Consider the following 20,431-nt stretch of genomic DNA (forward strand, 5'->3'; position numbering starts at 1 on the left):
AGACTCAGGGGGCCCAGACCTCGCGCTCCGTCACCACCACGCCCAAGGGCACGTCGTGCGGCTCGGCCGCGAAGGCGCACTCGCCCACGCTCCAGGCCAAGCCCACGGCCATCACGCCGGGGTTGGCGGCCAACCAGCGGTCGAAGTAGCCGCCGCCATAGCCCAGGCGCAGGCCCTCGCGCGTCACGCCCAAGCAGGGCACCAGCACCACGTCGGGGTCGGCCGGCGCGCCGGTGGCCGTGGGAATGCCCATGCCGTCCTTGGCGCTCGGCGGCTGCCCATTCCACGCGCGGTACTGCATGGCGCCACCGGGCTCGGCGTGCGGCAGGGCCAGGCTCACGCCCGGCAGGGCATGGGCGGCCCAGTAGGCCGGCGCGTCGAACTCACCCGGCAACGGCCAGTACAGGCCCAGGCACAGCGGCTCCAACTGCTGCATCACCGGCGCCAGTTGCGCCGCCAAGCCGGCCGGGGCCTGCGCGCCCGCGGGGCTGGCCAGCCAGGCCTGGCGCTCGGCTTTGAGGCGGGTTCTGAGGGCCGCACGCGCCGAGGGCAAGGGGTTTTCGTGTTCAATGGCGTCCATGCGTTTCCTGAAGTTGTTGAAGTTCTGTGCCGCGGCGACGGGTGCCGCATTGTTTCTGGCCGGCGCAGCCGCCGGTCAAGCCGCGCCCGTGGCCGACGACCCCTTGCTCAATGCCGCGCGCGAGGCCTGGCGCAAGCGCGACCGCGCCGACCTGGCGGTGCTGAGCGAGCGCGCCCAAAGCGAGCAGCACCCGCTGGCCCCTTGGGTGGACTACTGGGCCCTTTTCGCCCGGCTGCCGGCCGCGCAGGTGGCCGACCTGCAGGCCTTCTACCGGCGCTGGCCGGGCAGCTACGTCGAAGACCGGCTGCGCAACGACTGGTTGCTGGAGCTCGGCCGCCGGCAGGACTGGTCGGCCTTCGCCGCCGACTACCCGAGCTTTCGCATGGACGACGACCGCGAGGTGCACTGCCACGCGGTGGTGGCCGAGCACCAGCTCGGCACCGGGCCGCTCAAGCCCGGTGGCACGGCCGCGGAGCCCTTCAAGGTGCGTGCCTTGGCCGTGTGGCTGGCCCAGCGCGAGGCCACCGAGCCCTGCACGCGCTTGGGCGAGCTGCTGAGCGAAGGCCGCAAGCCGGTGTTCGGCGCGGCCGAGCACTGGGCCAAGCTGCGCAGCGCCGTCGAGGCCAACCGCTTGGCCACGTTCAAGCAGACCGCCGAGCTCACCGGCCGCCACCAACAAACCCAGCTGGTGCGCGCCTTCGAAGACCCCACGCGCTACTTGCTGCGCGTGGCAAAGGCCGGCGGTCGCGGCGACCAAGAGGCCGCCGCCGTGGCCCTGGTGCGCCTGGGCGCTAGCGACACCGACCGCGTCGAGCAGCTGATGCGGCAGACCTGGAGCGCCGCCCTGGCCCCCGACCTGGCGCAGTGGGTCTGGGCGCAAACCGGCCGCCAGGCCGCGCTGCGCCTGGAGCCCGACGCCGCCGCGCAGTACCAGCGGGCCCTGGCCTTGGGCAAGGCCCCGACCTGGAGCGCCGACACCTGGGCCTGGGGCGTGCGCGCCGCGCTGCGCGCCAACGGCGGCGCCGGCGACTGGGCCCTGGCGCAGCGCCTGCTGGACGCCATGCCCGAGCCCGTCCGCCAAAGCGACCCGGCCTGGGACTACTGGCGTGCGCAAGCCCAGTACCGCAACGCGGCCGAGGGCCCCGAGGGCGAGCCGGCGCGCCGCGCGGCACGTGCCGCCTTGCAGGCGCAGGTGTCGCCCCTGAACTTTTACGGCCAGCTGGCGGCCGATGAGCTGGGCCTCAAGTGGGCCCTGCCGCCCACGCCCGCCCCGCTCACGGAGGCCGAGCGCCAGGCCGCGGCGCAGCACGCGGGTCTGAGCCGCGCCCTGCTGCTCATCCGCCACGGCCTGCGCAACGAAGGCGTGCGCGAGTGGAACTTCAGCCTGCGCGACCTCGGGAACGACCGCGCGCTGCTGGCCGCCGCCCAGCGCGCCTGCGACGCCGAGGTCTGGGACCGCTGCATCAACACCAGCGAGCGCACCAAGACCGAGGTCGACCTCGCGCAGCGCTACCCCACCCCCTTCCGCCAGCAGGTGGTGAGCCACGCCCAGGCCGCCGGCCTGCACGCGGCCGACCCCTTCGGCCTGATCCGCCAAGAGTCCCGCTTCATCACCGACGCCCGCAGCGGCCCCGGGGCCAGCGGCCTGATGCAGGTCATGCCCGCCACCGCCAAGTGGACGGCCAAGAAGATCGGCCTGAGCGACTACCACCCCAAGCAGATCCACGACGCCGACACCAACCTCAAGATCGGCATGGGCTACCTGCGCCACGTGCTGGCGGCCTTCGACGGGGCCTTGCCTTTGGCCGCCGCCGCCTACAACGCCGGCCCCGGCCGCCCCACCCGCTGGCGCGAGGGCGTGAGCATGGATGCTGCCGCCTGGGCCGAGACCATTCCTTTCACCGAGACGCGCGACTACGTGAAGAAGGTGCTGACCAACGCCACCTTGTACGCGCGCCTGCTGGGCCAGCCCGACGCACAGCTGCGTCAGCGCCTGGGCCAGCGCATCGGCCCGCGTGCAGCGGGCAGCCCCAACCCTGCGGACACCCTGCCATGAGCACCCCTTCCCTTCGCGTCCTGGTTCTGGGCGGCAGCGGCTTCGTCGGCCGCGCGCTGTGCGAGCAATTGCAGCGCGCGGGCCACCGGGTCTCCGTGCCCACCCGCCGCGACCGCCAGGCCATGCCGCTGGGGCCGTTGCCCGCGCTCACGGTGGTGCGCGGCGACGTGCTTCAGGACCCCGCCCTGCTTGAGCGCCTGCTGCCCGGCCACGACGCGGTGGTCAACCTGATCGCCGTGCTGCAGGGCAACCACGAGCGCTTCGAGGCCGTGCACGTCGCCTGGCCGCGTCGCTTGGCGCAGGCCTGCCTGGCCGCCGGCGTGACCCGCCTGGTGCACGTCAGCGCCTTGGGCGTGGACGCCAAGGTGGACGGCGACGACAGCGCCCCCTCGCGCTACCTGCGCTCCAAAGGCCGGGGCGAGGCCGCGCTGCGGGCCCACGCCGGCTTGCGCCTGACGGTGCTGCGCCCCTCGGTGATCTTTGGCGCGCAAGACCGCTTCTTGAACCTGTTTGCCAAGCTGCAGGCCCTGTTCCCCGTGATGCCCTTGGCCGGGGCCAGCGCGCAGCTGCAACCGGTGTGGGTGGGCGACGTGGCCGAGGCCATCGCGCGCTGCTTGGTGTGGCGCGAGACCGAGGGCCAAACCTACGAACTTGCCGGCCCCGAGGTGCACACGCTCAAGGCCCTGGTGCAACTGGCCGGCACGGTGAGCGGACATCCCCGCCCCGTGCTGCCGCTGCCGGGCCCGCTGGCCTTCGCCCAGGCCCTGGCCATGGAGTGCCTGCCGGGCGAACCCTTGTTGAGCCGCGACAACCTGGGCTCGCTGAAGGTGGCCAACGTGGCCACCGGCCGACTGCCGGGCTTGCGCGAGCTGGGCATCACGGCCCACAGCCTGGCGGCCGTGGTCCCGAGCTACCTGGCCCCCGGCCAGGGCGTCGCCCGCCTGGACGGCCTGCGGGGCCGGCGCTGACGCGCACAAAGTGGTGAATTCACGCCGGCCCTAGGGAAACACCCAAGGGCTCGCGTCAGCCCGGCTTCAGGGTGCGTGGCTACGCTCGAACATCGCACTTCATTGAATGAGGCCATGTTCAATCTCAACCGGTGGCGCATCTCCCAACGCTTCTTGCTCGTCATGGGCCTGTTTTGGGTGGCCTTCGCCTTCGTGGCTGGGCTCAGCCTGTGGGGCTTGTTCCGCGAGGCAGGCGATCTTTCCGACGTGGCCGAGCGACGGTTGCCGGTCATCTCGAAGCTGGAGCACTTGATCAAAAACAACCAGGCCAATCGGCTGGAAGTGCTGCTGATGTTCCAGCACGCGCCCGACAGCCCCACCGCGGCGCTGCACGACCACCCCTTGACCTTGCACTTCGACGCTTTTCAAAAGCGGCGGGACGCGAACCAAGCCCTTTGGGCTGACATCAAAGCCAGCATCTCCGATCCCGAAGGCCTGCGCCTCCTCGCGGACACGGACATCAAACGCAAAGCCTGGATCGACAAGGCCGACGCCGCGATCAAGGCCATACAGGCCGGGGACTCCAGCCCCGCCACGGTAGGCGCCTTCCTCGCCGCCGGGCGCGCAGAAGGCAAGGCCTTGTTCGACGCGGTCGAACTGCTCATCGACCACCAGGAGGACTTGACACAAGCCGCGGCCGACGGCGCCCAGCGAAACGCCCAGCGTACGTTGTGGATCATCGTGGGCCTTGCCGTGCTCGTCGGCATCCCGGCCACCTGGATGTTCCTGAGTCTGTTGGCCCGCATTCGAATGGGCTTTGCACAGGCCGACGAGGTGGCTACGGCAATCGCCCAAGGAGACTTGCGCGTGGACACCGACGCCGAGGGGCACGACGAGATCAGTCACCTGCTGCACCAGATGCACGACATGCGGCTTCGACTGCTTGAACTGATTCGCTCCGTGAAGCAGGCCGCCGAAGGCGTGCAGGTCGCCGCCAGCGAGGTGGCCGACGGCAACATGGACTTGTCCGCCCGTACCGAACAAACGGCCAGCAACTTGCAGCAGACGGCGAGCACCACGGACGAACTCAGTACCACGGTGCGGCAAAACGCCGACAACGCCCAACAGGCCAATGCCCTGGCCCAAAACGCCTCCGAGGTGGCTGGGCGGGGCGGCCAGGTGGTGGGGGACGTGGTGTCCACCATGCGCGGGATTCATGACAGCTCCCGCAAGATCGCCGACATCATCGGCGTCATCGACGGCATCGCCTTCCAAACCAACATCCTGGCCCTGAACGCCGCCGTGGAAGCCGCGCGCGCAGGCGAAGCCGGTCGCGGCTTCGCCGTGGTGGCCAGCGAGGTGCGCAACTTGGCGCAGCGCAGCGCCGATGCTGCCAAGGAGATCAAGAGCCTGATCGGCGCCAGCGTCGATCACGTTGAGCAGGGGACGCAACTGGTGGACCGGGCCGGTGCCACCATGACCGACGTCGTGAGCGCCATCGAGCGCGTCAGCGCCATCGTGGGCGAGATCAGCCGTGCCAGTGCCGAGCAAAGCGAAGGCGTCGGACTGGTCGGTCAATCCTTGAGCCAAATGGACCAAGCCACTCAGCAGAACGCAGCCCTCGTGGAGCAAAGCGCCGCGGCCGCCGCCAGTTTGCGCGACCAAGCCAACCAGTTGGTCGACGCCGTGGCCGGCTTCAAGTTGCCCTGAACGCCAGAGGACCGCCACCTTGCGTGGCGAGCCCCTGGCTTCATCGGCCTGGGCGAGCGCCCAAGGTCGCACTCAATCCAAGGTCAACGCCACCTTCACGCTGCCGTCCACCGAGCCCTTGTCGATGTAGCCGATGGCGTCGGGATTGGCCGCGACGAACTTCTTCACGTCGGCGGCCGTGGCCATTTCCTTCGGTGGCGTGGCCTTGCCCGAGAAGGCCAAGCGAGCCCAGGTGGCCTTCACCTGCGAGCCGGTTTTGCCCGCGGCCTTCGTGTAGAACTGCTCGCGCGCCGGGTTGCCTTCGGGCAGGTCCACCGCCTGCGCCACCCCACCCGGCAGGCTGTTGGTTTTGCCCATGAACATGGACGCCACCTGCTCGGCGCTCAAGCCGCTGGCGCTGCTTTTGGGGTTGACGATGACGGCCACTTGCGCGTGGCTCAGGCCCGCCGCCAGCCCCAAGCCCAGGGCCAGGCCGACGCGAACCACGGTTGTGTTGAATCGCATGGCGGGCTCCTCAGAAGACGACGTCGTAGGCGACGCTCAGCACACGCGCCTTGCCCGAGAACGCGGGCACCGTCTTGTCCTTGACCTGGTCGATCTGGAACTTCAGCGCCCCGCCCTTGTGCACGTCATAGCGCAGCGCCAGGGTGCGCGTGTCCAGCTTCACCGGCACGTAGGTGTTGGCCTCGAAGCGGGTCTTTTCCTTGTACCCACTCAGGCCCGCCGTCACCGTGAAGCCGCCGAACATCCGGCCCAAGGTGATCAGGTGGAAGTCGGCGTCGTAGCCCACCGCGTTCATGCGCTTGGCCTTGCCGAATTCGCTGCGCAGCTGCCACTCGTCCCAGTCGCCGTTGAACACGAGACCGAGGAAATCTTGGCTGGCCTTGGTGCTGCCATCGAACAGAACGGCTTGGTCGCCCGTGGTTTGGTCCTTCGCTTGGAACTTGGTGCGCGTGTAGCTGATGCGCCCGGTGAACCAGTCCTTGCTCATCTCCAGCGAGAGGCCGGTCACGCCGCTCCACTTCACCTCCACCGGATCGGGGCCGAACAAGGTCGAGTAGGGGTTGTCGCGGCTCTTTTCGGCGCCGGCATAGGCCTCGGCGCGCAGCGACCAGTCGCCCAGGCTGCGCGTGGTGCTCAGGCTCGCGCCGTTGTAGTTGACGACGTCCCAGCCGTACACGTCGGGCGAGGGGCGGATCGTGTTGTAGGCAAAGCCCACGTCCTGGAAGTCGGAGTAGTAGTACAGCGGCAGGCGCTTGCGGCCCACTTGCAGCTTCCACTCGGGCGTGGGCGACCAGGTGAGGTAGGCCCACTCCAGGTTGACGCGCTGGTCCTTCAAGGTGCGCGCCGTCACCTGCGCCGTGGCCGACCACTGCCGGTTGAAGCTGTAGTCGGCCTGCACGCCTGCGCGGGTCTCGCGGTTCAAGGCCAAATCGTCGGTGTAAACCGCGCCGGTGCCCCAGTTGGCCACGTACCGGGTGCACGCCTCGTTGTACTTGTCGGCCAGGGAATCGACGGGCACACAACTGCCGCTGGTCTTGCCCGCCACCACCGAGGCAAAGCCGCTCAGCTTGAGGTCATCGGCCTGAGCGGGCGCCGCCACGACCAGCGCGCAGCAGGCCGCCGCCACCGCTTTCTTGTTGCTCCAGCAAATCTTCATCGAGATCTCCATGGGTGAACACAAAGCTGCAAGGCAGGAGGCGGTGCAGCCCCTCCCTTATAGCCAGTCCCGGTTCCCTTGGTGCAATCGTTGCCAAAGAGCGACGCCGGCGGGCGCCGGCCCCTGATCAATCGCGGCCTCATTTCGCATCAATCGCGCGTCGCATCCCGGCACACTGGCGGCCAGCAAGGAGATCCGGCATGCAACTCGTCATCGGCAACAAGAACTACTCGTCCTGGTCCATGCGCCCCTGGGTGCTGCTGACCCACTTCGGCATCCCCTTCACCGAGGTGATGCTGCGCTTCGACACCTTCCAAGAAGGCTCGCGCTTCAAAACCGCCGCCGCGCAGTACAGCGCCACGGGTAAGGTGCCGGTGCTGGTGGAGGACGACGGCTTCGTCACCTGGGACACCCTGGCCATCGCCGAGCGCGTGGCCGAGCTGGCCCCGCAGCACGCCGTGTGGCCCACCGACCCGCTTCAGCGCGCCCGCGCCCGCAGCCTGGCCGCCACCATGCACAGCGGCTTTGGCGACCTGCGCCGCCTGTGCCCCATGAACATCGACGCCGAGCTGGCCGCCGTGGGCCGCCGCCTGCTGGCCACCGAGCCCGGCCTGAAGGCCGACCTGGCGCGCCTGGAGGCCCTGTGGGGGCCCGAGCTGCAGCGCCATGGTGGCCCCTTCCTTTTTGGGCCTTTCAGCGCCGCCGACGCCTTCTTCGCCCCCGTGGCCATGCGCGTCACGCGCTACGGCCTGCCCCTGTCGGCCCCGGCCCAGGCCTACGTCCAGGCCCTGTGCGACAACGCCGCCGTGCAGGCCTGGGTGGCCGGCGCCCTGGCCGAGAAGGACTTCGTGGCCGAGGACGAGCCCTACCGCACCGACCCCGCCCAGCCCTTCGTCTGACGCCCCTGGGGCGGGGCTTGCGACACTCCGCCCCATGGAGATCTACGAAGTCGGCGGCGCCGTGCGCGACGCCCTGCTGGGCCAGCCCGTCAGCGACCGGGATTACGTCGTCGTGGGCGCCACGCCGGAGCAGATGCTGGCCCAAGGCTTTCAGCCCGTGGGCAAGGACTTCCCGGTCTTTCTTCACCCCGAGACGCACGCCGAGTACGCGCTGGCCCGCACCGAGCGCAAGACCGGCCCCGGCTACAAAGGCTTTGCCGTGCACGCCGCGCCCGGCGTCACGCTGGAAGACGACCTGGCCCGGCGCGACCTCACCGTCAACGCCATCGCCCGCGCGGCCGACGGCACGCTGATCGACCCCTTCCACGGCCAGCAGGACCTGCGCGACCGCGTCCTGCGCCACGTCAGCCCCGCCTTCGAGGAAGACCCGGTGCGCATCCTGCGCCTGGCGCGCTTCGCAGCGCGCTGGCCGGACTTCACCGTCGCCCCCGAAACCCTGGCCCTGTGCCAGCGCATGGTCGAGGCCGGCGAGGTGGACCACCTGGTGCCCGAACGCGTGTGGCAAGAAATCGCCCGCGGCCTGATGGAGGGGGGCCCCGCGCGGATGCTGGCCGTGCTGCGCGACTGCGGCGCGCTGGCGCGGCTGGCACCGGAGCTGGACGCGCTGTGGGGCGTGCCCCAGCCCCTGGAGCACCACCCCGAGGGCGACACCGGCACGCACATCGAGCTGGTGCTGGCCGAGTGCGTGAAGGCCGCCGCCCCGCTGACCGTGCGCTTCGCCGCGCTGACGCACGACCTGGGCAAGGCCCTGACCCCCGCGCACGAACTGCCCCGCCACATCGGCCACGACGCCAAGGGCCGCAAGCCGCTCAAGGCCCTGTGCGAGCGCTGGAAGGTGCCGGGCGACTGCCGCGAACTGGCCGAGCTGGCCTGCGCCGAGCACATCCACGTGCACCAAAGCTTGGGCTTTGGCGCAGCCGCCGTGTGGCGCCTGCTGCAGCGCAGCGACGCGCTGCGCAAGCCCGAGCGCTTCTTGCAAATGTTGCAGGTCTGCCAGCACGACGCGCAGGGCCGCACCGGCCTGCACGAACGCCCTTACCCCCAACGCGCACGCTTGGGCCAAGCCCTGTCCGCCGCCCAGGCGGTGGACAGCGCCGCCGTGAGCGCGCCCTTGCTGGCGGTGGGCGCCCGGGGCGAGGCCATCGGCCGCGCCGTGGCCGCCGCCCGCGAACACGCCATCGCCACGACACTTCAGGCATTCGATTCCGAAGGAGCTTCCGCATGAAAGCCAACACCGTTCTCGACACCATCGGCAACACGCCCCACATCCGCCTGCAGCGCCTGTTCCCCGGCGCCGAGGTCTGGATCAAGAGCGAGCGCAGCAACCCCGGGGGCTCGATCAAAGACCGCATCGCCCTGGCCATGGTGGAAGCGGCCGAGGCCGACGGCAGCCTCAAGCCCGGCGGCACCATCGTCGAGCCCACCAGCGGCAACACCGGCGTGGGCCTGGCCATGGTGGCCGCCGTCAAGGGCTACCAGCTGGTGCTGGTGATGCCCGACAGCATGAGCATCGAGCGCCGCCGCCTGATGCTGGCTTACGGCGCCCGCTTCGAACTGACCCCGCGCGAAAAGGGCATGAAAGGCGCCATCGCCAAGGCCGAAGAGCTCATGGCCAGCACGCCCGGCGCCTGGATGCCGCAGCAGTTCAACAACCCGGCCAACGTGGCCGTGCACATCCGCACCACGGCCGAAGAAATCGCCGCCGACTTCCCCGAAGGCCTCGACGCGATCATCACCGGCGTGGGCACCGGCGGCCACCTCAGCGGCTGCGCCGAGGTGCTCAAGAAGCGCTGGCCGCAGCTGAAGGTGTTCGCCGTCGAGCCCGCAGCCAGCCCCGTCATCAGCGGCGGCAACCCCTCGCCCCACCCCATCCAGGGCATCGGCGCCGGCTTCATCCCGGGCAACCTGCACATCGACCAGCTCGACGGCGTGGTCCAAGTCGACGCCGAAGCCGCCCGCGAGATGGCCCGCCGCAGCGCCCGCGAAGAGGGCCTGCTCGTCGGCATCAGCAGCGGCGCCACGCTGCAAGCCATCGCGCAGAAGCTGCCCGAACTGAAGCCCGGCGCGCGCGTGCTGGGCTTCAACTACGACACCGGCGAGCGCTACCTGTCGGTAGACGGGTTCTTGCCGGCGTGAGCCACGGGTCCGATCAACCCGCCGGCGGCCGCGGCGCAGTCAAGGCCGCGCTGGACGCTTTCAGCGAGCAAGGCATCCCGCTCAAGGTCGTCCGCAGCTTCCTGAAAGCGAACAAGCCGGAAGGCTTCGACTGCCCGGGCTGCGCCTTCCCCGACCGGCCCGGCGCCTTCGGCCCCGACAGCTGCGAGCAGGGCCAAAAGGCCATCGCGTGGGAGATGACGCCCAAGAAGGCCGACGCCGCCTTCTTCGCGCAGCACACGCTCACCGAACTGCGCACCTGGAGCAACCGCGACCTCGAAGCCGCCGGCCGGCTCACCGAGCCGCTGCGCTTCGACGCGGCGCAAGACCGCTACGTGCCCATCGGCTGGGGTGAGGCCTTCGCCCTGGCCGCCGAGGCCATGCGCGCCTTGGCGCCCGAGCGCGTGAGCTTTTACGCCAGCGGCCGCAGCAGCAACGAGGCCGCCTTCCTGTGGCAGCTGCTGGCCCGCGCTTATGGCAGTGGCAACCTGCCCGACAGCAGCAACCTCTGCCACGAGCCCTCGGGCCTGGCGCTGAAACAACAGATCGGCGTGGGCAAGGGCACGGCGCAGCTGGACGACTTCGAGGCCGCCGACTGCATCTTGGTGGTGGGCCAGAACCCCGCCACCAACCACCCCCGCCTGATGGGCACCCTGCACGCCGCCAGCAAGCGCGGCGCCACCGTGCTGGCGCTCAACCCCATCGTGGAGCGCGGCTTCGTCAATTTCGCCGACCCCAAAGACCTGGGCGAGATGCTGACCAACACCGGCCGCCGCGTGGCCAAGCGCGTGGTGCCGGTGAAGATCGGCGGCGACCTGGCGGCGCTCAAGGGCGTGGCCAAGCAGTGGTTCGAGTGGGAGTTCCAAGGCCGCTCGGTCTTCGACCTCGACTTCATCCACACCCACACCCAAGGCTTCGACGCGCTGGCCGCCGACGTGAAGGCCACGCCCTGGGACGCCATCGAAGGGCAAAGCGGCCTGCCGCGCGCGGCCATCGCCGAGCTGGCCGAGGAGCTGGCGCGCGCGAAGGCCACGCTCATCACCTGGTGCATGGGCCTGACGCACCACGAGCACGCGGTGGCCACCATCCAGATGCTGGTGAACCTGCAGCTGCTGCGCGGCCAGATCGGCCGGCCCGGTACCGGCGTGGTGCCCGTGCGCGGCCACAGCAACGTGCAGGGCGACCGCACCATGGGCTGCACCACCAGCGTGAGCGAGCGCTGGCTGGCCAACCAGGAAGACGCTTTTCCGGGGCTGCGCCTGACCCGTGCCGTGGGGCTGGACGCCACGGCCACCGCGCAAGGCCTGGTGGATGGCAGCGTGCACGGCCTGCTCTCCTTGGGCGGCAACTTCGGCGTGGCCGGGGCCGACGCCCCGCGCGTGCTGCAGGGCCTGTCCGGCACGGCCTTCACCCTGCACATCGCCACCAAGCCCAACCGCACCCACCTGCACCCCGGCCGCACCGGCCTGCTGCTGCCCTGCCTGAGCCGCACCGACCTCGACCCCGCCGGCCCCATCAGCGTGGAAGACAGCATGAGCATGGTGCACGCCTCGCGCGGCATCCAAGCGCCCTTGAGCCCGCTGATGCGCAGCGAGCCCGCCATCGTGGCCGGCCTGGGCGCCGCGCTGCTGGGCGAGGCCAGCGTGCGCTGGCACTGGCTGGCCGAGGACCACGCCCGCATCCGCGACGCCATCGAGCGCTGCCAGCGCGGCGTGTTCGACGGCTTCGACGGCTACAACGCCAAGCTGCAGCAGCCCGGCGGCTTCTGGCTGCCCAACGCCGCCGCGCGGCGCGAGTGGCGCACCGCCAGCGGCAAGGCGCAGCTGGTGCCCCAAGCCCTGCCCGCACAAGGCGCCGTGGCCCGCGCCTGCGCGCAGCTGCCGCAGGGCGAACGCGCCCAGGTGCTGACGCTGATGACCGTGCGCAGCCACGACCAGTTCAACACCACGGTGTACGGGCAGGACGACCGCTACCGCAACGTCTTCGGCACCCGCACCGTCGTCTTCGTCAACGAGGACGACGGCCGGCGCTTGGGCCTCGTGGAAGGCCAGCGCGTCGACGTCGAAGGCCTGCCCATCGACGACGGCCAGACCCGCTGGCTGCGCGGCTTCGAGGTGCGCTGGCTGGCCATCGCCCCCGGCTGCGCGGCGGCCTACTTCCCCGAGGCCACGCCCCTGGTGCCCCTGGGCCTGGTGGCCCAAGGCGCACGCACCCCGGCGGCCAAGGCCCTGCCCATCCGCCTGCACGCGGCATCCGAATGAGCGCCCCAGACTGGGCCGCCCCGCCGCCCGAGGCCTACGCGCAGGGCTGGTCCAGCGTCCACGCCGAGCGCCACGAGGGGCACGCGCCCGAGGTGGGCCTTGAGCCCGTGGTGGAAGAGGCCCCGGTCACCCTGGTCTTCAACGCCCAGCACGCCCAGGTGCTGATGGCCACCCCGCTCGACGTCGAGGCCCTGGCCCTGGGCTTTTGCCTGAGCGAAGGCCTGATCGAGCGGGCCGACGAACTCGTCGACCCCCTGCAGGCCCTGCCCGCTGGTGCGGGCCTGAGCGTGCTCGTCACCCTGCCGCCCCAGCGCCTGGCGCCGCTGCACGCCCGCCTGCGCCAAGGCGCCGCTGTGGGCGCCTGCGGCCTGTGCGGTCTGCCCGACCAAGCCGCGGCGCTGGCCCTGCCCTCGCCTCGCACCATCACCACCGCGCCCCCCAGCGCCGAGGCCATCGCCCGCGCCCTGCAAGCCCTGCCCGCCGCACAGCCGCTGAACCAACGCACCGGCGCCGCCCACGCCGCCGCGCTGGCCGCGCCCGACGGCCGGCTGTTGGCGGTGATGGAAGACGTGAGCCGCCACTGCGCGCTGGACAAGCTCATCGGCCACGCCGCCCGGGTGGACCTGCCGCTGCGCGACGGCTTCGTGCTGATGAGCAGCCGCGCCAGCTTCGAGCTGGTGCAAAAGGCGGCCCACGTGGGCGTGCCAGCCTTGGTCACCGTGTCGGCCCCCACCGGCCTGGCGCTACGCGCGGCGCAGCAGGCCGGCTTGCACCTGATGGGCTTTGCGCGGGAGGGGCGGGTCACCGCTTACGGCGAGCGTCAGCGCTGACCCGCCGGCGTCAAGTCGCGCCCAAGCGCGACAGGTAGAGGTGCAAGGCCCGCAGGTCGGTGTCGTTCATCGTTTTGAGGGACGAGAAGGGCATCACCGCGATGGCGGTGCCATCCGCCCGGCGGCCGCTGCGCATCATGGCCACGAAGGCGTCGGCGCTGGCATAGCGCGGCATCGCGCTGCCCTCCCCGGGCGCCAAGCGCGGTGCCGCCGGCCAGTCGGGCGGTGCCCCCACGATCTTGCCGCCGGCCCAGGCCGCACCATGGCAGCCCTGGCACATCTGCGCCACGTAGCGGCCGTGCTCGACCGTCACGCCCTCGGGCACGGGCATGGCAGCAGGCAGGCGGTGGTCGATCTTGGTGTACGCCTCGGGGATGGCACCCAAGCCATACATCACCCGGCCGGGCAAGGGCAGTTGCACCACGCCGGCCTCGCGGCCGGGCTGCGCGGGCAACTGCCGCACGTAGGCCACCAGGCCGGCGAGGTCGTCGTCGGTGAGGCGGTTGTAGTCCTCGCTGGGCATCAGGCGCAGCACGCGGCCGTCGGCACCCACGCCGTGGCGGATGCTGCGCACCCAGTCCTCGGGCCGGTAGCCGGCCATGCGCGGGTTGCCGGCCGTGAGGTTGGGCCCCGCCAGGAGCAGGCCCTTGCCATCGTCGGCCAAGGTGGCGCCGGCGCCACTCGCCCCGTGGCAATCGGCACAGCCGCGCGAGCCGTACAGGTAGGCCCCTCGCTCGATGGCCGCCGCGTCGGTGCGCAGCGCCACCGCGGGCACGTCCAGCGTGACCCGGCGGGCTGCCCGCTGCTCGCCCAAAACCAAGCCAGTGGCCACCACACCGCCCACGGTCAGGGCCAACAACACCACCGCAGTGCCACCCCATTTCCATCCGAGCTTCATGCAACCCTCCTCATCCCGCTTGAACCCGTGCCCGTTGCGCGACCCACCCGGGGTATCAGCCGAAAGCCAGCACCACGTCCCAATGCGCCACCAGCGCGTCTTTCTCGTGATGGCCACTTGGTTCGATCCAGCGGGCCATCTTGGTGGCCCGACCGGCGGCCGAGCCCGCGTTCAACAGCCCATCAGACTCGTTGCGCCGCTCGCCTTCGAAATACATCTGCGTCACCAAGCGCGATGCCGCGCCCCGCACCTCGAAGTGAATGTGCGGCGTGCGGCGTCCGTACTCGCCGGGCTTGATGGTCTTGAGGGCGTAGCGTCCCTCGGCATCGGTTTTCAAGCGCGCGAAGCCCAGGAAGGCGGGGTCCAGCGGCGCGCTGCTGTCGTCGCCAGAATGCGCGTAGCGCCCCACCGCATTGGCCTGCCAAATGTCCATTTGCACCCCGGCCAAGGGCATGCCGCGTCGGTCGAGCACGCGGCCACTGAGGTAGAGCAAGGTGCCCATGGCCTTGCCGCTTCGGCCTGGGGCACTGGTCAGGTCGGCGTCGCTGTCGGGCGCGTGGCCTTCGGGATAGAAGGGGCCCAGGGCGTCTTCCGAGGTTGGTCGACTCAGGGGCGACTGCGCCCACGCCAATCCCACCGCGGGCAACAGCAGGCCCCCTGCTGCTGCCCGCAGCACTGTGCGGCGTGACAGCCCCGTCAAAGGCCCGTCATCGTGTGCGTCGGCATCGGGTTCGGTGGGAAGCAGCAAACGGCCCATCTCCATCTCCAGCGCGTTCCAGGACCCCCAATCTAGGACGACCGGCGGGCACCGTCCTTCGCACTTACCCGCGCCTGCCCCCTCAACGTGGGGGCGAGTACCGCCCCAGCTCGTTCTTCGCGATGGTGACCCGGTGCACCTCGTCCGGCCCATCGGCCAGGCGCAGCGTGCGTGCGCCGCCGTAGAACTCGGCCAGGGGCGTGAGGTCGCTGACGCCGGCGCCGCCGTGGGCCTGGATGGCCCAGTCGATGACCTGGCAGGCGACGTTGGGGGCCACGACCTTGATCATGGCGATCTCGTTCTTGGCCACTTTGTTGCCCACGGTGTCCATCATCCAAGCGGCCTTGAGCGTGAGCAGGCGGGCTTGCTCGATCATCAAGCGGCTTTGCGCCACGCGCTCGTGCCACACGCCCTGGGTAGCCAGGGGCTTGCCGAAAGCGACGCGGCTGCTGAGGCGCTCGCACATCAGGCGCAGCGCGCGTTCGCTCATGCCGATGAGGCGCATGCAGTGGTGGATGCGGCCGGGGCCGAGGCGGCCTTGGGCGATCTCGAAGCCGCGGCCTTCGCCCAGCAGCATGTTGGCGGCGGGCACGCGGACGTTCGTGAAGCGCATTTCGCAGTGGCCGTGCGGCGCGTCGTCTTGGCCGAAGACGGGCAGCGGGCGCACGACATCGACCCCCGGGGTGTCGGCCGGCACGAGGATCATGGACTGCCTCTCGTGCTTGGGCGCCTCGGGGTTGCTTTGGCCCATGACGATGTAGATGGCGCAGCGCGGGTCGCCGGCGCCGCTGATCCACCACTTGCGGCCGTTGATGACGTAGTCGTCACCGTCGCGCTCGATGCGCGTGGCGATGTTGGTGGCATCGCTGCTGGCCACGTCGGGCTCGGTCATGGCGAAGGCGCTGCGGATGCTGCCGGCCAGCAGGAGCTTGAGCCAGCGCTCTTGCTGGGCGGGCGTGCCGTAGCGGGCCAGCACTTCCATGTTGCCGGTGTCGGGCGCGCTGCAGTTGAAGACCTCGCTGGCCCACAGCACGTGGCCCATGCGCTCGGCCAGGGGGGCGTACTCGGCGTTGGTCAGGCCCGCCCCAAGTTCACTCTCGGGCAAAAAGAGGTTCCACAGGCCTTCGGCCTGGGCTTCCTTCTTGAGCGTCTCGATGGTTTGCAGCGGCGTCCAGCGCCGGCCGGCGGCGGTGTTGGCGGCCAGCTCGTCGCGGGCGGCTTGTTCTTGGGGCTCGATGCGTTCGCGCATGAAGGCGTCCACGCGGGCCAGCAGGGCGTTGCCCCGGTCGGTCATTCCAAAGTTCACAGTGCGATTCCTTGTTGGGCGAGGTGCCAGCCGAGTTGGGCCACCTGTGGCGCCAGCGCGCCTTGGGCCACGGCCTGCTGGCTGCTGGCGATGCCCTGCGCGGCGCGTGCGGCCACGCCTTGCATGATGGCCGCCAGGCGGAAGAGGTTGTAGGCGAAGTAGAAGTTCCAGCGCTGGCCCACCTGCAGGCCGGTGCGGGCCTCGTAGCGGGCGCAGTAGTCGCGCAGGGCGGGGATGCCTTGGGCCGCCAAGTCCACGCCGGCCAGCCCCCGCATGGGGCCAGGCGGCGCCACCCAGGCCAGCGCGTGGTACGCGAAGTCGGCCAGGGGGTCGCCCAGGGTGGACAGCTCCCAGTCGAGCACGCCGATGACCTGCGCTTGGTCGCGCGTCCACACCAGGTTGTCCAGCCGGTAGTCGCCGTGCACCAGGCGCGTGAGCACGGTGTCGGGCGCCGGGGCGTTGGCGGGCAGCCACTCGATGAGGCGCTCCATCGCGTCGATGGCCGGGGCGTGCGCACAGCTGGCGCGGTACTGCTTGGTCCAGCGGCCGAGCTGGCGGTCGTAGTAGTTGCCGGGGGCGCCGTAGTCGCGCAAGCCCGCGGCATCGAGGTCCACCGTGTGGATGGCGGCGATGGTCGCGTTCATGGCGTCGAAGATCGCGCCGCGCTGTTCGGGCGTGTGGGTTTTCAGGCGCGGGTCCCAGTGCACCTCGCCGTCCAGGTAGTCCATCACGTAGAAGGCGCGGCCCAACAGGGCTTCGTCTTCGCACAGCGCGTGCACGCGGGGCACGGGCACGGCACTGCCGGCCAGGGCCGTCATCACGCGGGCTTCGCGCTCGATGGCGTGGGCCGTGGGCAGCAACTGGGCCACGGGGCCGGGCTTGCAGCGCATCACGTAGGCCTTAGGCGGCGTGATGAGCTGGAAGGTGGGGTTGCTCTGGCCGCCGTTGAAACGGGCCACCGTCAGCGGCCCTTGGAACCCGGCCACGTGGGCCTGCAGCCAAGCCTCGAGGGCCGGGACGTTCAACCAGGGCGTGTCGTCGGCCGCGCGGGTGCCGGCAAAGGAACTCATCGGGGGGTCTCCTATCGAGCCGCCGATCATCGCGCCGCGCGGTGGCCACAATCTGTCCCCCAGGCGACAACCTGGGAAGACCCCAGCATGAGCCCCCCCACCGCCGCCGACCCGACGCTCGACCCCCTGCCCCTGCTGCGCCGCCACCCTTGGTTCGCGGCGCTGCCGGACGCCTTGCAGCAGGCGATCGTGGCGCGCGCGCGCCCACTTCGGCTGGCCCACGGGCAGGCGCTGTTCCACCGGCGCGACCCAGCGGACGCTTGGTACGGCATCTTGCAAGGGGCCATCCGCATCGGCGCGGCCTCGGCCGAGGGACGCGAGCTGACGCTGACCTACCTGGAGCCGGGCGCCTGGTTCGGCGAGATTTCGCTGTTCGACGGCGAGCCGCGCACGCACGACGGCCAGGCCCAGGGCGACACCGTGCTGCTGCGCGTGGCCCGGGCCGACTTCGAGGCCCTGCTGGCCGAGCACCCGGCGCTGGCGCGCGCGCTGCTGCAACTGCAAAGCCAGCGCCTGCGCATGATGTTCGGCCTCATCGAAGCCGCCAGCCTGCTGCCCCTGCCGCAACGCCTGGCGCAGCAGCTGCTGAGCCTGGCCGACACCTACGGCGAGCCCGGCCCACAGCCGGGCACGGTGCGCATCGCGCTGCGCCTGCCGCAAGACGCGCTGGGCCAGCTGCTGGGCACCAGCCGGCAGCGCATCAACCAGGCCCTGAAGGCCTGGGAGCGCGACGGCTGGCTGCAGCAGCGTTACGGCGAGATCGTGCTGCTGCGCTTGGACGCGCTGCGGGCCGAGGCTGGGGGCTGACTTAGCGCACCGAGGCCAAGGCGCTGGCCCAGGCCTTCGTGGACTGGCGCACCCAAGCTTCGGCACGGGGGCCGTCGTCCACGGCGTAGGCGCCTAGGGCGACCAGGCGGTCTTGGTGGCGCACCATCACCGTGCCCAGCAGCATGGGCATGGGGCGCCCGTCGCCCACGTCGAAGACGGTTCGCATCAGGTAAGCGAAGGTCTGCGGCTCGTCGAACACCACGCCCAGGGGCTGGAGTTCACCGACCTTCAGCTGCACCTTGCTGTCGCCCGTGGCGCGCTGGACCTGCTGGCTCACGCTGTCGGCCACCTTGGGCATCTGCTGGCGCAGTTGCTGCATGAAGCTGGCCTGGTCGCCAATGACGGCGTTGCGCACGGCCTGGAAGTCGGCCGCCGACAGGGCCATGCCTTCGCGTCGGCGGTGCACCTGCAGCATGTAGTAGCGCTTCAGGCCCTCGGCCTGGCCAGCGCTCATCGCGCGCACCTCGGCCGGATCGACCCAGAAGGCCAGCAGGCGGTTGGACGGGCCGGTCATCGCTTCGCCCATGCGCTGCAGGTCGGGCGACAGGCTGGCCGCGTCCACATAGCCCTGGGGCACCGGGAAGGGCAGCGCCTGGCCGTTGACCTGCAGGCGCACCGTGCTCGGTGGTGCTGCCAGCGCGGTCGCCACGGGCGCGAACAGCGCCGCCGCCAGGCAGACCGCCGCGAAGAGCTTGGATGAAATCGGGGCCATGCCGCGCGCTCCTGGGCCGGTGAAAGTGGGGCCGGATTGTGGCGGCGTCGGGTTCAGGCGCGTCCGAGCGCGAGCCAGGCCACGGCCCCCGCCACGCCGCACTGCGCCAGCAAGGCCAGGGCCACGCTGCGTCCGTAGGCCACGCCCCCCGCGGTGAAGGCCAGCACGCCGCGCGTCAACCCGTTGGCCCCAAGCGCCAAGAGCAGGGCCAGCGCCAGCGTGGGCGCTTCGATGCGGCCGTCGCGCGCCAGCCCGGCCAACGAGGGCAAGGCGGCGTGCGCGTCGGCCAGGCCGGCCAAGGCCGCGCCACCGAGCACGCCCAAATCGCCCAGCGCGTGTTGCGCACCGCTCACCAGCACCGTCACCCCCGTGAGCACCGCCGCCAGCACCAAGGCCTCTCGCGGACGCAGCGGGCGGCGCCCTGCGGGGGCGGCCTCGGGCAAGCTGGGCGGGGCCAAGAGCCAACCCGCCACCAAGGCCACGGCCAGGCCGCTCAGCGCCACCGGCGTCCAGGCCCGCGCCGCCGCAGGCGCCAGGGGCCACAGCATCAGCAGGGTCTGCACCCAGGTGGCCGCGGTGGACAAGACGGCCGCCGCGGCAAAGGCCCGTGCGCTGCCCCCCTGCTGCCGCGCCTGCGTGCCAAAGCCGGCCACGGCCGCGGTGCTGGACACCATGCCCGCCAAAAAGCCCGACGCCAGCCAGCCCGCGCGGCTTCCCAGCAGGCGCAGCGCCACGTGCGCCAAGGCCTGCAGGGCCAGCAGCAGCAGCACCAAGCCGCCCAACTGCCGGGCACTGACACCGCCCAACCACGCCAGCGGCGCGGATGGCAGCAAAGGCATGACCAGCAGGGCGATAGCGCCGAGCAGCAGGAGGTCGTGCAACTCTTCCTCGCGCAGCACGGCGCGGGCGAAGTGGTGCAGCCGCGTGCGCAGCGCCAACAAGCCGGTGAGCACGCAGGCCGCGGCGGCCGCGCCCAAGGGCTGGGTCAGGGCCAGCGCCCCGATCAGGTAGGTGGCCAAGAGCGCCAGCTCGGTGGTCAAGCCCGGGTCTTTCGGGCGCTGCCGCCACAGGGTGGCGCTGAGCACCGCCGCCACGGCCAGGAGGCCAGCGGCCACCAGCCAGGGCTCGGCCAGCCAGGCCGCCAACGCGCCGGCCAGGGCCGCGACCGTGAAGGTGCGCAGCCCGGCCACCTCGCGATCGGGGCCTTCGCCCTTGCGGCGCTCCCGCTCCAGGCCCACCAGGAGGCCGCAGCCCAAGGCCACGGCCGCACCGACCCAGGGCAGGCTGTCGAGCGCCATCAAGCGTCGAAGAAGTAGGCCTTGGCGATCAGCCCGTCGCGCACCTCGTACACGGCCGCCACCTCGAAGGGCTCGGGCCGCACGCCATGCACGCGCTCGTGGTCGAACACCTTGCTGCCCACCACCAGGCGGCCCAGCAACTCGGCGTGCAAGCCCGGCAGGTTGAAGCGGTTCGCCGCGTAATGCGTGGCCAGCGCGGCCTTGCCTTGGATCGAGGGCTCGGCCGCGGGCGGCCGGTACAGCGCGATGTCCTCGCTGTAGCAGGCAATGAAGCGCGCCAGGTCGCGGGCGTTGTAGGCGTCGAGCTGTTCTTGGGCGAGTTGTTCGGGCGTCATGGGTGGCATCCCAAGTTCATGCGTGGTGTCCCAAGCCCCGCCGGGCCGCCCCAAGGGGCTTGCGCCCCCT

At 71.1% G+C, this 20,431-nt stretch carries 19 protein-coding genes; 9 read left to right on the plus strand and 10 right to left on the minus strand.

The annotated features are described in order from the left end of the window. Positions 1–4 precede the first annotated feature (4 nt). Positions 5–580 carry a 5-formyltetrahydrofolate cyclo-ligase gene (locus EOD73_RS11045; RefSeq protein WP_127683069.1) on the minus strand — a complete coding sequence of 192 codons (576 nt, stop codon included), beginning with the start codon at positions 578–580 and terminating at the stop codon, positions 5–7. Here EOD73_RS11045 and EOD73_RS11050 point away from each other — a divergent pair. From EOD73_RS11050 to EOD73_RS17950, 3 genes are all read left to right on the plus strand, one after another. Further along, the gene (locus EOD73_RS11050) at positions 579–2,636 is read left to right on the plus strand and encodes a lytic transglycosylase domain-containing protein (protein WP_240660686.1); all 2,058 of its coding nucleotides are present in this window, start codon (positions 579–581) and stop codon (positions 2,634–2,636) included. The genes EOD73_RS11045 and EOD73_RS11050 overlap by 2 nt on opposite strands. Continuing rightward, a complete protein-coding gene (locus tag EOD73_RS11055; protein ID WP_127683071.1) occupies positions 2,633–3,604 on the plus strand; it encodes a complex I NDUFA9 subunit family protein in 972 nt (323 codons plus the stop codon). Before EOD73_RS11050 ends, EOD73_RS11055 begins: the two co-directional genes overlap by 4 nt. A gap of 114 nt (positions 3,605–3,718) precedes the next feature. Beyond that, positions 3,719–5,293, plus strand: a complete 1,575-nt coding sequence (locus EOD73_RS17950) for a methyl-accepting chemotaxis protein (protein ID WP_127683072.1) — start codon at positions 3,719–3,721, stop codon at positions 5,291–5,293. Between the two features lie 72 nt (positions 5,294–5,365). Here EOD73_RS17950 and EOD73_RS11065 read toward each other — a convergent pair whose 3' ends face one another. Further along, a complete protein-coding gene (locus tag EOD73_RS11065) occupies positions 5,366–5,797 on the minus strand; it encodes a type 2 periplasmic-binding domain-containing protein (RefSeq protein ID WP_240660687.1) in 432 nt (143 codons plus the stop codon). A 10-nt stretch (positions 5,798–5,807) separates the two neighbouring features. Further along, the gene (locus EOD73_RS11070) at positions 5,808–6,953 is read right to left on the minus strand and encodes a hypothetical protein (protein WP_127683073.1); all 1,146 of its coding nucleotides are present in this window, start codon (positions 6,951–6,953) and stop codon (positions 5,808–5,810) included. 200 nt (positions 6,954–7,153) lie between these two features. On the opposite strand from EOD73_RS11070, the gene EOD73_RS11075 reads away from it, so the two are divergent. The 5 genes from EOD73_RS11075 to fdhD are packed head-to-tail and all read left to right on the plus strand — an operon-like array spanning position 7,154 to position 13,157. Further along, positions 7,154–7,852 carry a glutathione S-transferase family protein gene (locus EOD73_RS11075; RefSeq protein WP_127683074.1) on the plus strand — a complete coding sequence of 233 codons (699 nt, stop codon included), beginning with the start codon at positions 7,154–7,156 and terminating at the stop codon, positions 7,850–7,852. Between the two features lie 34 nt (positions 7,853–7,886). Continuing rightward, positions 7,887–9,137 carry a multifunctional CCA addition/repair protein gene (locus EOD73_RS11080; protein ID WP_127683075.1) on the plus strand — a complete coding sequence of 417 codons (1,251 nt, stop codon included), beginning with the start codon at positions 7,887–7,889 and terminating at the stop codon, positions 9,135–9,137. After that, positions 9,134–10,048 carry a cysteine synthase A gene (gene cysK / locus EOD73_RS11085; protein WP_127683076.1) on the plus strand — a complete coding sequence of 305 codons (915 nt, stop codon included), beginning with the start codon at positions 9,134–9,136 and terminating at the stop codon, positions 10,046–10,048. The genes EOD73_RS11080 and cysK overlap by 4 nt, the downstream gene beginning before the upstream one ends. After that, positions 10,045–12,327, plus strand: coding sequence for an FdhF/YdeP family oxidoreductase (locus EOD73_RS11090; protein WP_127683077.1), 2,283 nt, complete (start codon positions 10,045–10,047; stop codon positions 12,325–12,327). Before cysK ends, EOD73_RS11090 begins: the two co-directional genes overlap by 4 nt. Next, positions 12,324–13,157: a formate dehydrogenase accessory sulfurtransferase FdhD gene (gene fdhD, locus EOD73_RS11095; protein WP_127683078.1), complete on the plus strand. Its 834-nt coding sequence runs from the start codon at positions 12,324–12,326 to the stop codon at positions 13,155–13,157. The genes EOD73_RS11090 and fdhD overlap by 4 nt, the downstream gene beginning before the upstream one ends. 10 nt (positions 13,158–13,167) lie before the next feature. Here fdhD and EOD73_RS11100 read toward each other — a convergent pair whose 3' ends face one another. From EOD73_RS11100 to EOD73_RS11115, 4 genes are all read right to left on the minus strand, one after another. Next, a complete protein-coding gene (locus EOD73_RS11100; RefSeq protein ID WP_127683079.1) occupies positions 13,168–14,055 on the minus strand; it encodes a c-type cytochrome in 888 nt (295 codons plus the stop codon). A 55-nt stretch (positions 14,056–14,110) separates the two neighbouring features. Further along, positions 14,111–14,812, minus strand: coding sequence for a dioxygenase family protein (locus tag EOD73_RS11105; protein ID WP_164846041.1), 702 nt, complete (start codon positions 14,810–14,812; stop codon positions 14,111–14,113). Between the two features lie 82 nt (positions 14,813–14,894). Next, positions 14,895–16,106: an acyl-CoA dehydrogenase family protein gene (locus tag EOD73_RS11110; RefSeq protein ID WP_127683479.1), complete on the minus strand. Its 1,212-nt coding sequence runs from the start codon at positions 16,104–16,106 to the stop codon at positions 14,895–14,897. Between the two features lie 8 nt (positions 16,107–16,114). Continuing rightward, positions 16,115–17,188 carry a phosphotransferase family protein gene (locus EOD73_RS11115; protein WP_240660688.1) on the minus strand — a complete coding sequence of 358 codons (1,074 nt, stop codon included), beginning with the start codon at positions 17,186–17,188 and terminating at the stop codon, positions 16,115–16,117. 87 nt (positions 17,189–17,275) lie between these two features. On the opposite strand from EOD73_RS11115, the gene EOD73_RS11120 reads away from it, so the two are divergent. After that, positions 17,276–17,995 carry a Crp/Fnr family transcriptional regulator gene (locus EOD73_RS11120; RefSeq protein WP_127683082.1) on the plus strand — a complete coding sequence of 240 codons (720 nt, stop codon included), beginning with the start codon at positions 17,276–17,278 and terminating at the stop codon, positions 17,993–17,995. Position 17,996: 1 nt separating this feature from the next. On the opposite strand, the gene EOD73_RS11125 is transcribed toward EOD73_RS11120, so the two are convergent. From EOD73_RS11125 to EOD73_RS11135, 3 genes are read right to left on the minus strand one after another with little or no spacing between them, the layout of a single operon-like run. Next, positions 17,997–18,728, minus strand: coding sequence for a hypothetical protein (locus tag EOD73_RS11125; protein ID WP_127683083.1), 732 nt, complete (start codon positions 18,726–18,728; stop codon positions 17,997–17,999). A 53-nt stretch (positions 18,729–18,781) separates the two neighbouring features. Further along, entirely contained in the window at positions 18,782–20,026 is a 1,245-nt protein-coding gene (locus tag EOD73_RS11130; protein WP_127683084.1) for a DUF4010 domain-containing protein, read from the minus strand. After that, positions 20,026–20,361: a nuclear transport factor 2 family protein gene (locus EOD73_RS11135; RefSeq protein ID WP_205702456.1), complete on the minus strand. Its 336-nt coding sequence runs from the start codon at positions 20,359–20,361 to the stop codon at positions 20,026–20,028. The genes EOD73_RS11130 and EOD73_RS11135 overlap by 1 nt, the downstream gene beginning before the upstream one ends. Positions 20,362–20,431: the final 70 nt, after the last annotated feature.

Source organism: Inhella crocodyli, from assembly GCF_004004565.1.
Taxonomy (GTDB): Bacteria; Pseudomonadota; Gammaproteobacteria; order Burkholderiales; family Burkholderiaceae_C; genus Inhella; species Inhella crocodyli.

Excerpts from the sequence above, each read along its gene's own strand:
- EOD73_RS11050 (WP_240660686.1), top strand. The coding sequence starts at position 579 with ATGCGTTTCCTGAAGTTGTTGAAGTTCTGTGCCGCGGCGACGGGTGCC.
- EOD73_RS11045 (WP_127683069.1), bottom strand. The coding sequence starts at position 580 with ATGGACGCCATTGAACACGAAAACCCCTTGCCCTCGGCGCGTGCGGCC.
- EOD73_RS11055 (WP_127683071.1), top strand. The coding sequence starts at position 2,633 with ATGAGCACCCCTTCCCTTCGCGTCCTGGTTCTGGGCGGCAGCGGCTTC.
- EOD73_RS17950 (WP_127683072.1), top strand. The coding sequence starts at position 3,719 with ATGTTCAATCTCAACCGGTGGCGCATCTCCCAACGCTTCTTGCTCGTC.
- EOD73_RS11065 (WP_240660687.1), bottom strand. The coding sequence starts at position 5,797 with ATGCGATTCAACACAACCGTGGTTCGCGTCGGCCTGGCCCTGGGCTTG.
- EOD73_RS11070 (WP_127683073.1), bottom strand. The coding sequence starts at position 6,953 with ATGAAGATTTGCTGGAGCAACAAGAAAGCGGTGGCGGCGGCCTGCTGC.
- EOD73_RS11075 (WP_127683074.1), top strand. The coding sequence starts at position 7,154 with ATGCAACTCGTCATCGGCAACAAGAACTACTCGTCCTGGTCCATGCGC.
- EOD73_RS11080 (WP_127683075.1), top strand. The coding sequence starts at position 7,887 with ATGGAGATCTACGAAGTCGGCGGCGCCGTGCGCGACGCCCTGCTGGGC.
- cysK (WP_127683076.1), top strand. The coding sequence starts at position 9,134 with ATGAAAGCCAACACCGTTCTCGACACCATCGGCAACACGCCCCACATC.
- fdhD (WP_127683078.1), top strand. The coding sequence starts at position 12,324 with ATGAGCGCCCCAGACTGGGCCGCCCCGCCGCCCGAGGCCTACGCGCAG.
- EOD73_RS11100 (WP_127683079.1), bottom strand. The coding sequence starts at position 14,055 with ATGAAGCTCGGATGGAAATGGGGTGGCACTGCGGTGGTGTTGTTGGCC.
- EOD73_RS11105 (WP_164846041.1), bottom strand. The coding sequence starts at position 14,812 with ATGGGCCGTTTGCTGCTTCCCACCGAACCCGATGCCGACGCACACGAT.
- EOD73_RS11110 (WP_127683479.1), bottom strand. The coding sequence starts at position 16,106 with ATGACCGACCGGGGCAACGCCCTGCTGGCCCGCGTGGACGCCTTCATG.
- EOD73_RS11115 (WP_240660688.1), bottom strand. The coding sequence starts at position 17,188 with ATGAGTTCCTTTGCCGGCACCCGCGCGGCCGACGACACGCCCTGGTTG.
- EOD73_RS11120 (WP_127683082.1), top strand. The coding sequence starts at position 17,276 with ATGAGCCCCCCCACCGCCGCCGACCCGACGCTCGACCCCCTGCCCCTG.
- EOD73_RS11125 (WP_127683083.1), bottom strand. The coding sequence starts at position 18,728 with ATGGCCCCGATTTCATCCAAGCTCTTCGCGGCGGTCTGCCTGGCGGCG.
- EOD73_RS11130 (WP_127683084.1), bottom strand. The coding sequence starts at position 20,026 with ATGGCGCTCGACAGCCTGCCCTGGGTCGGTGCGGCCGTGGCCTTGGGC.
- EOD73_RS11135 (WP_205702456.1), bottom strand. The coding sequence starts at position 20,361 with ATGACGCCCGAACAACTCGCCCAAGAACAGCTCGACGCCTACAACGCC.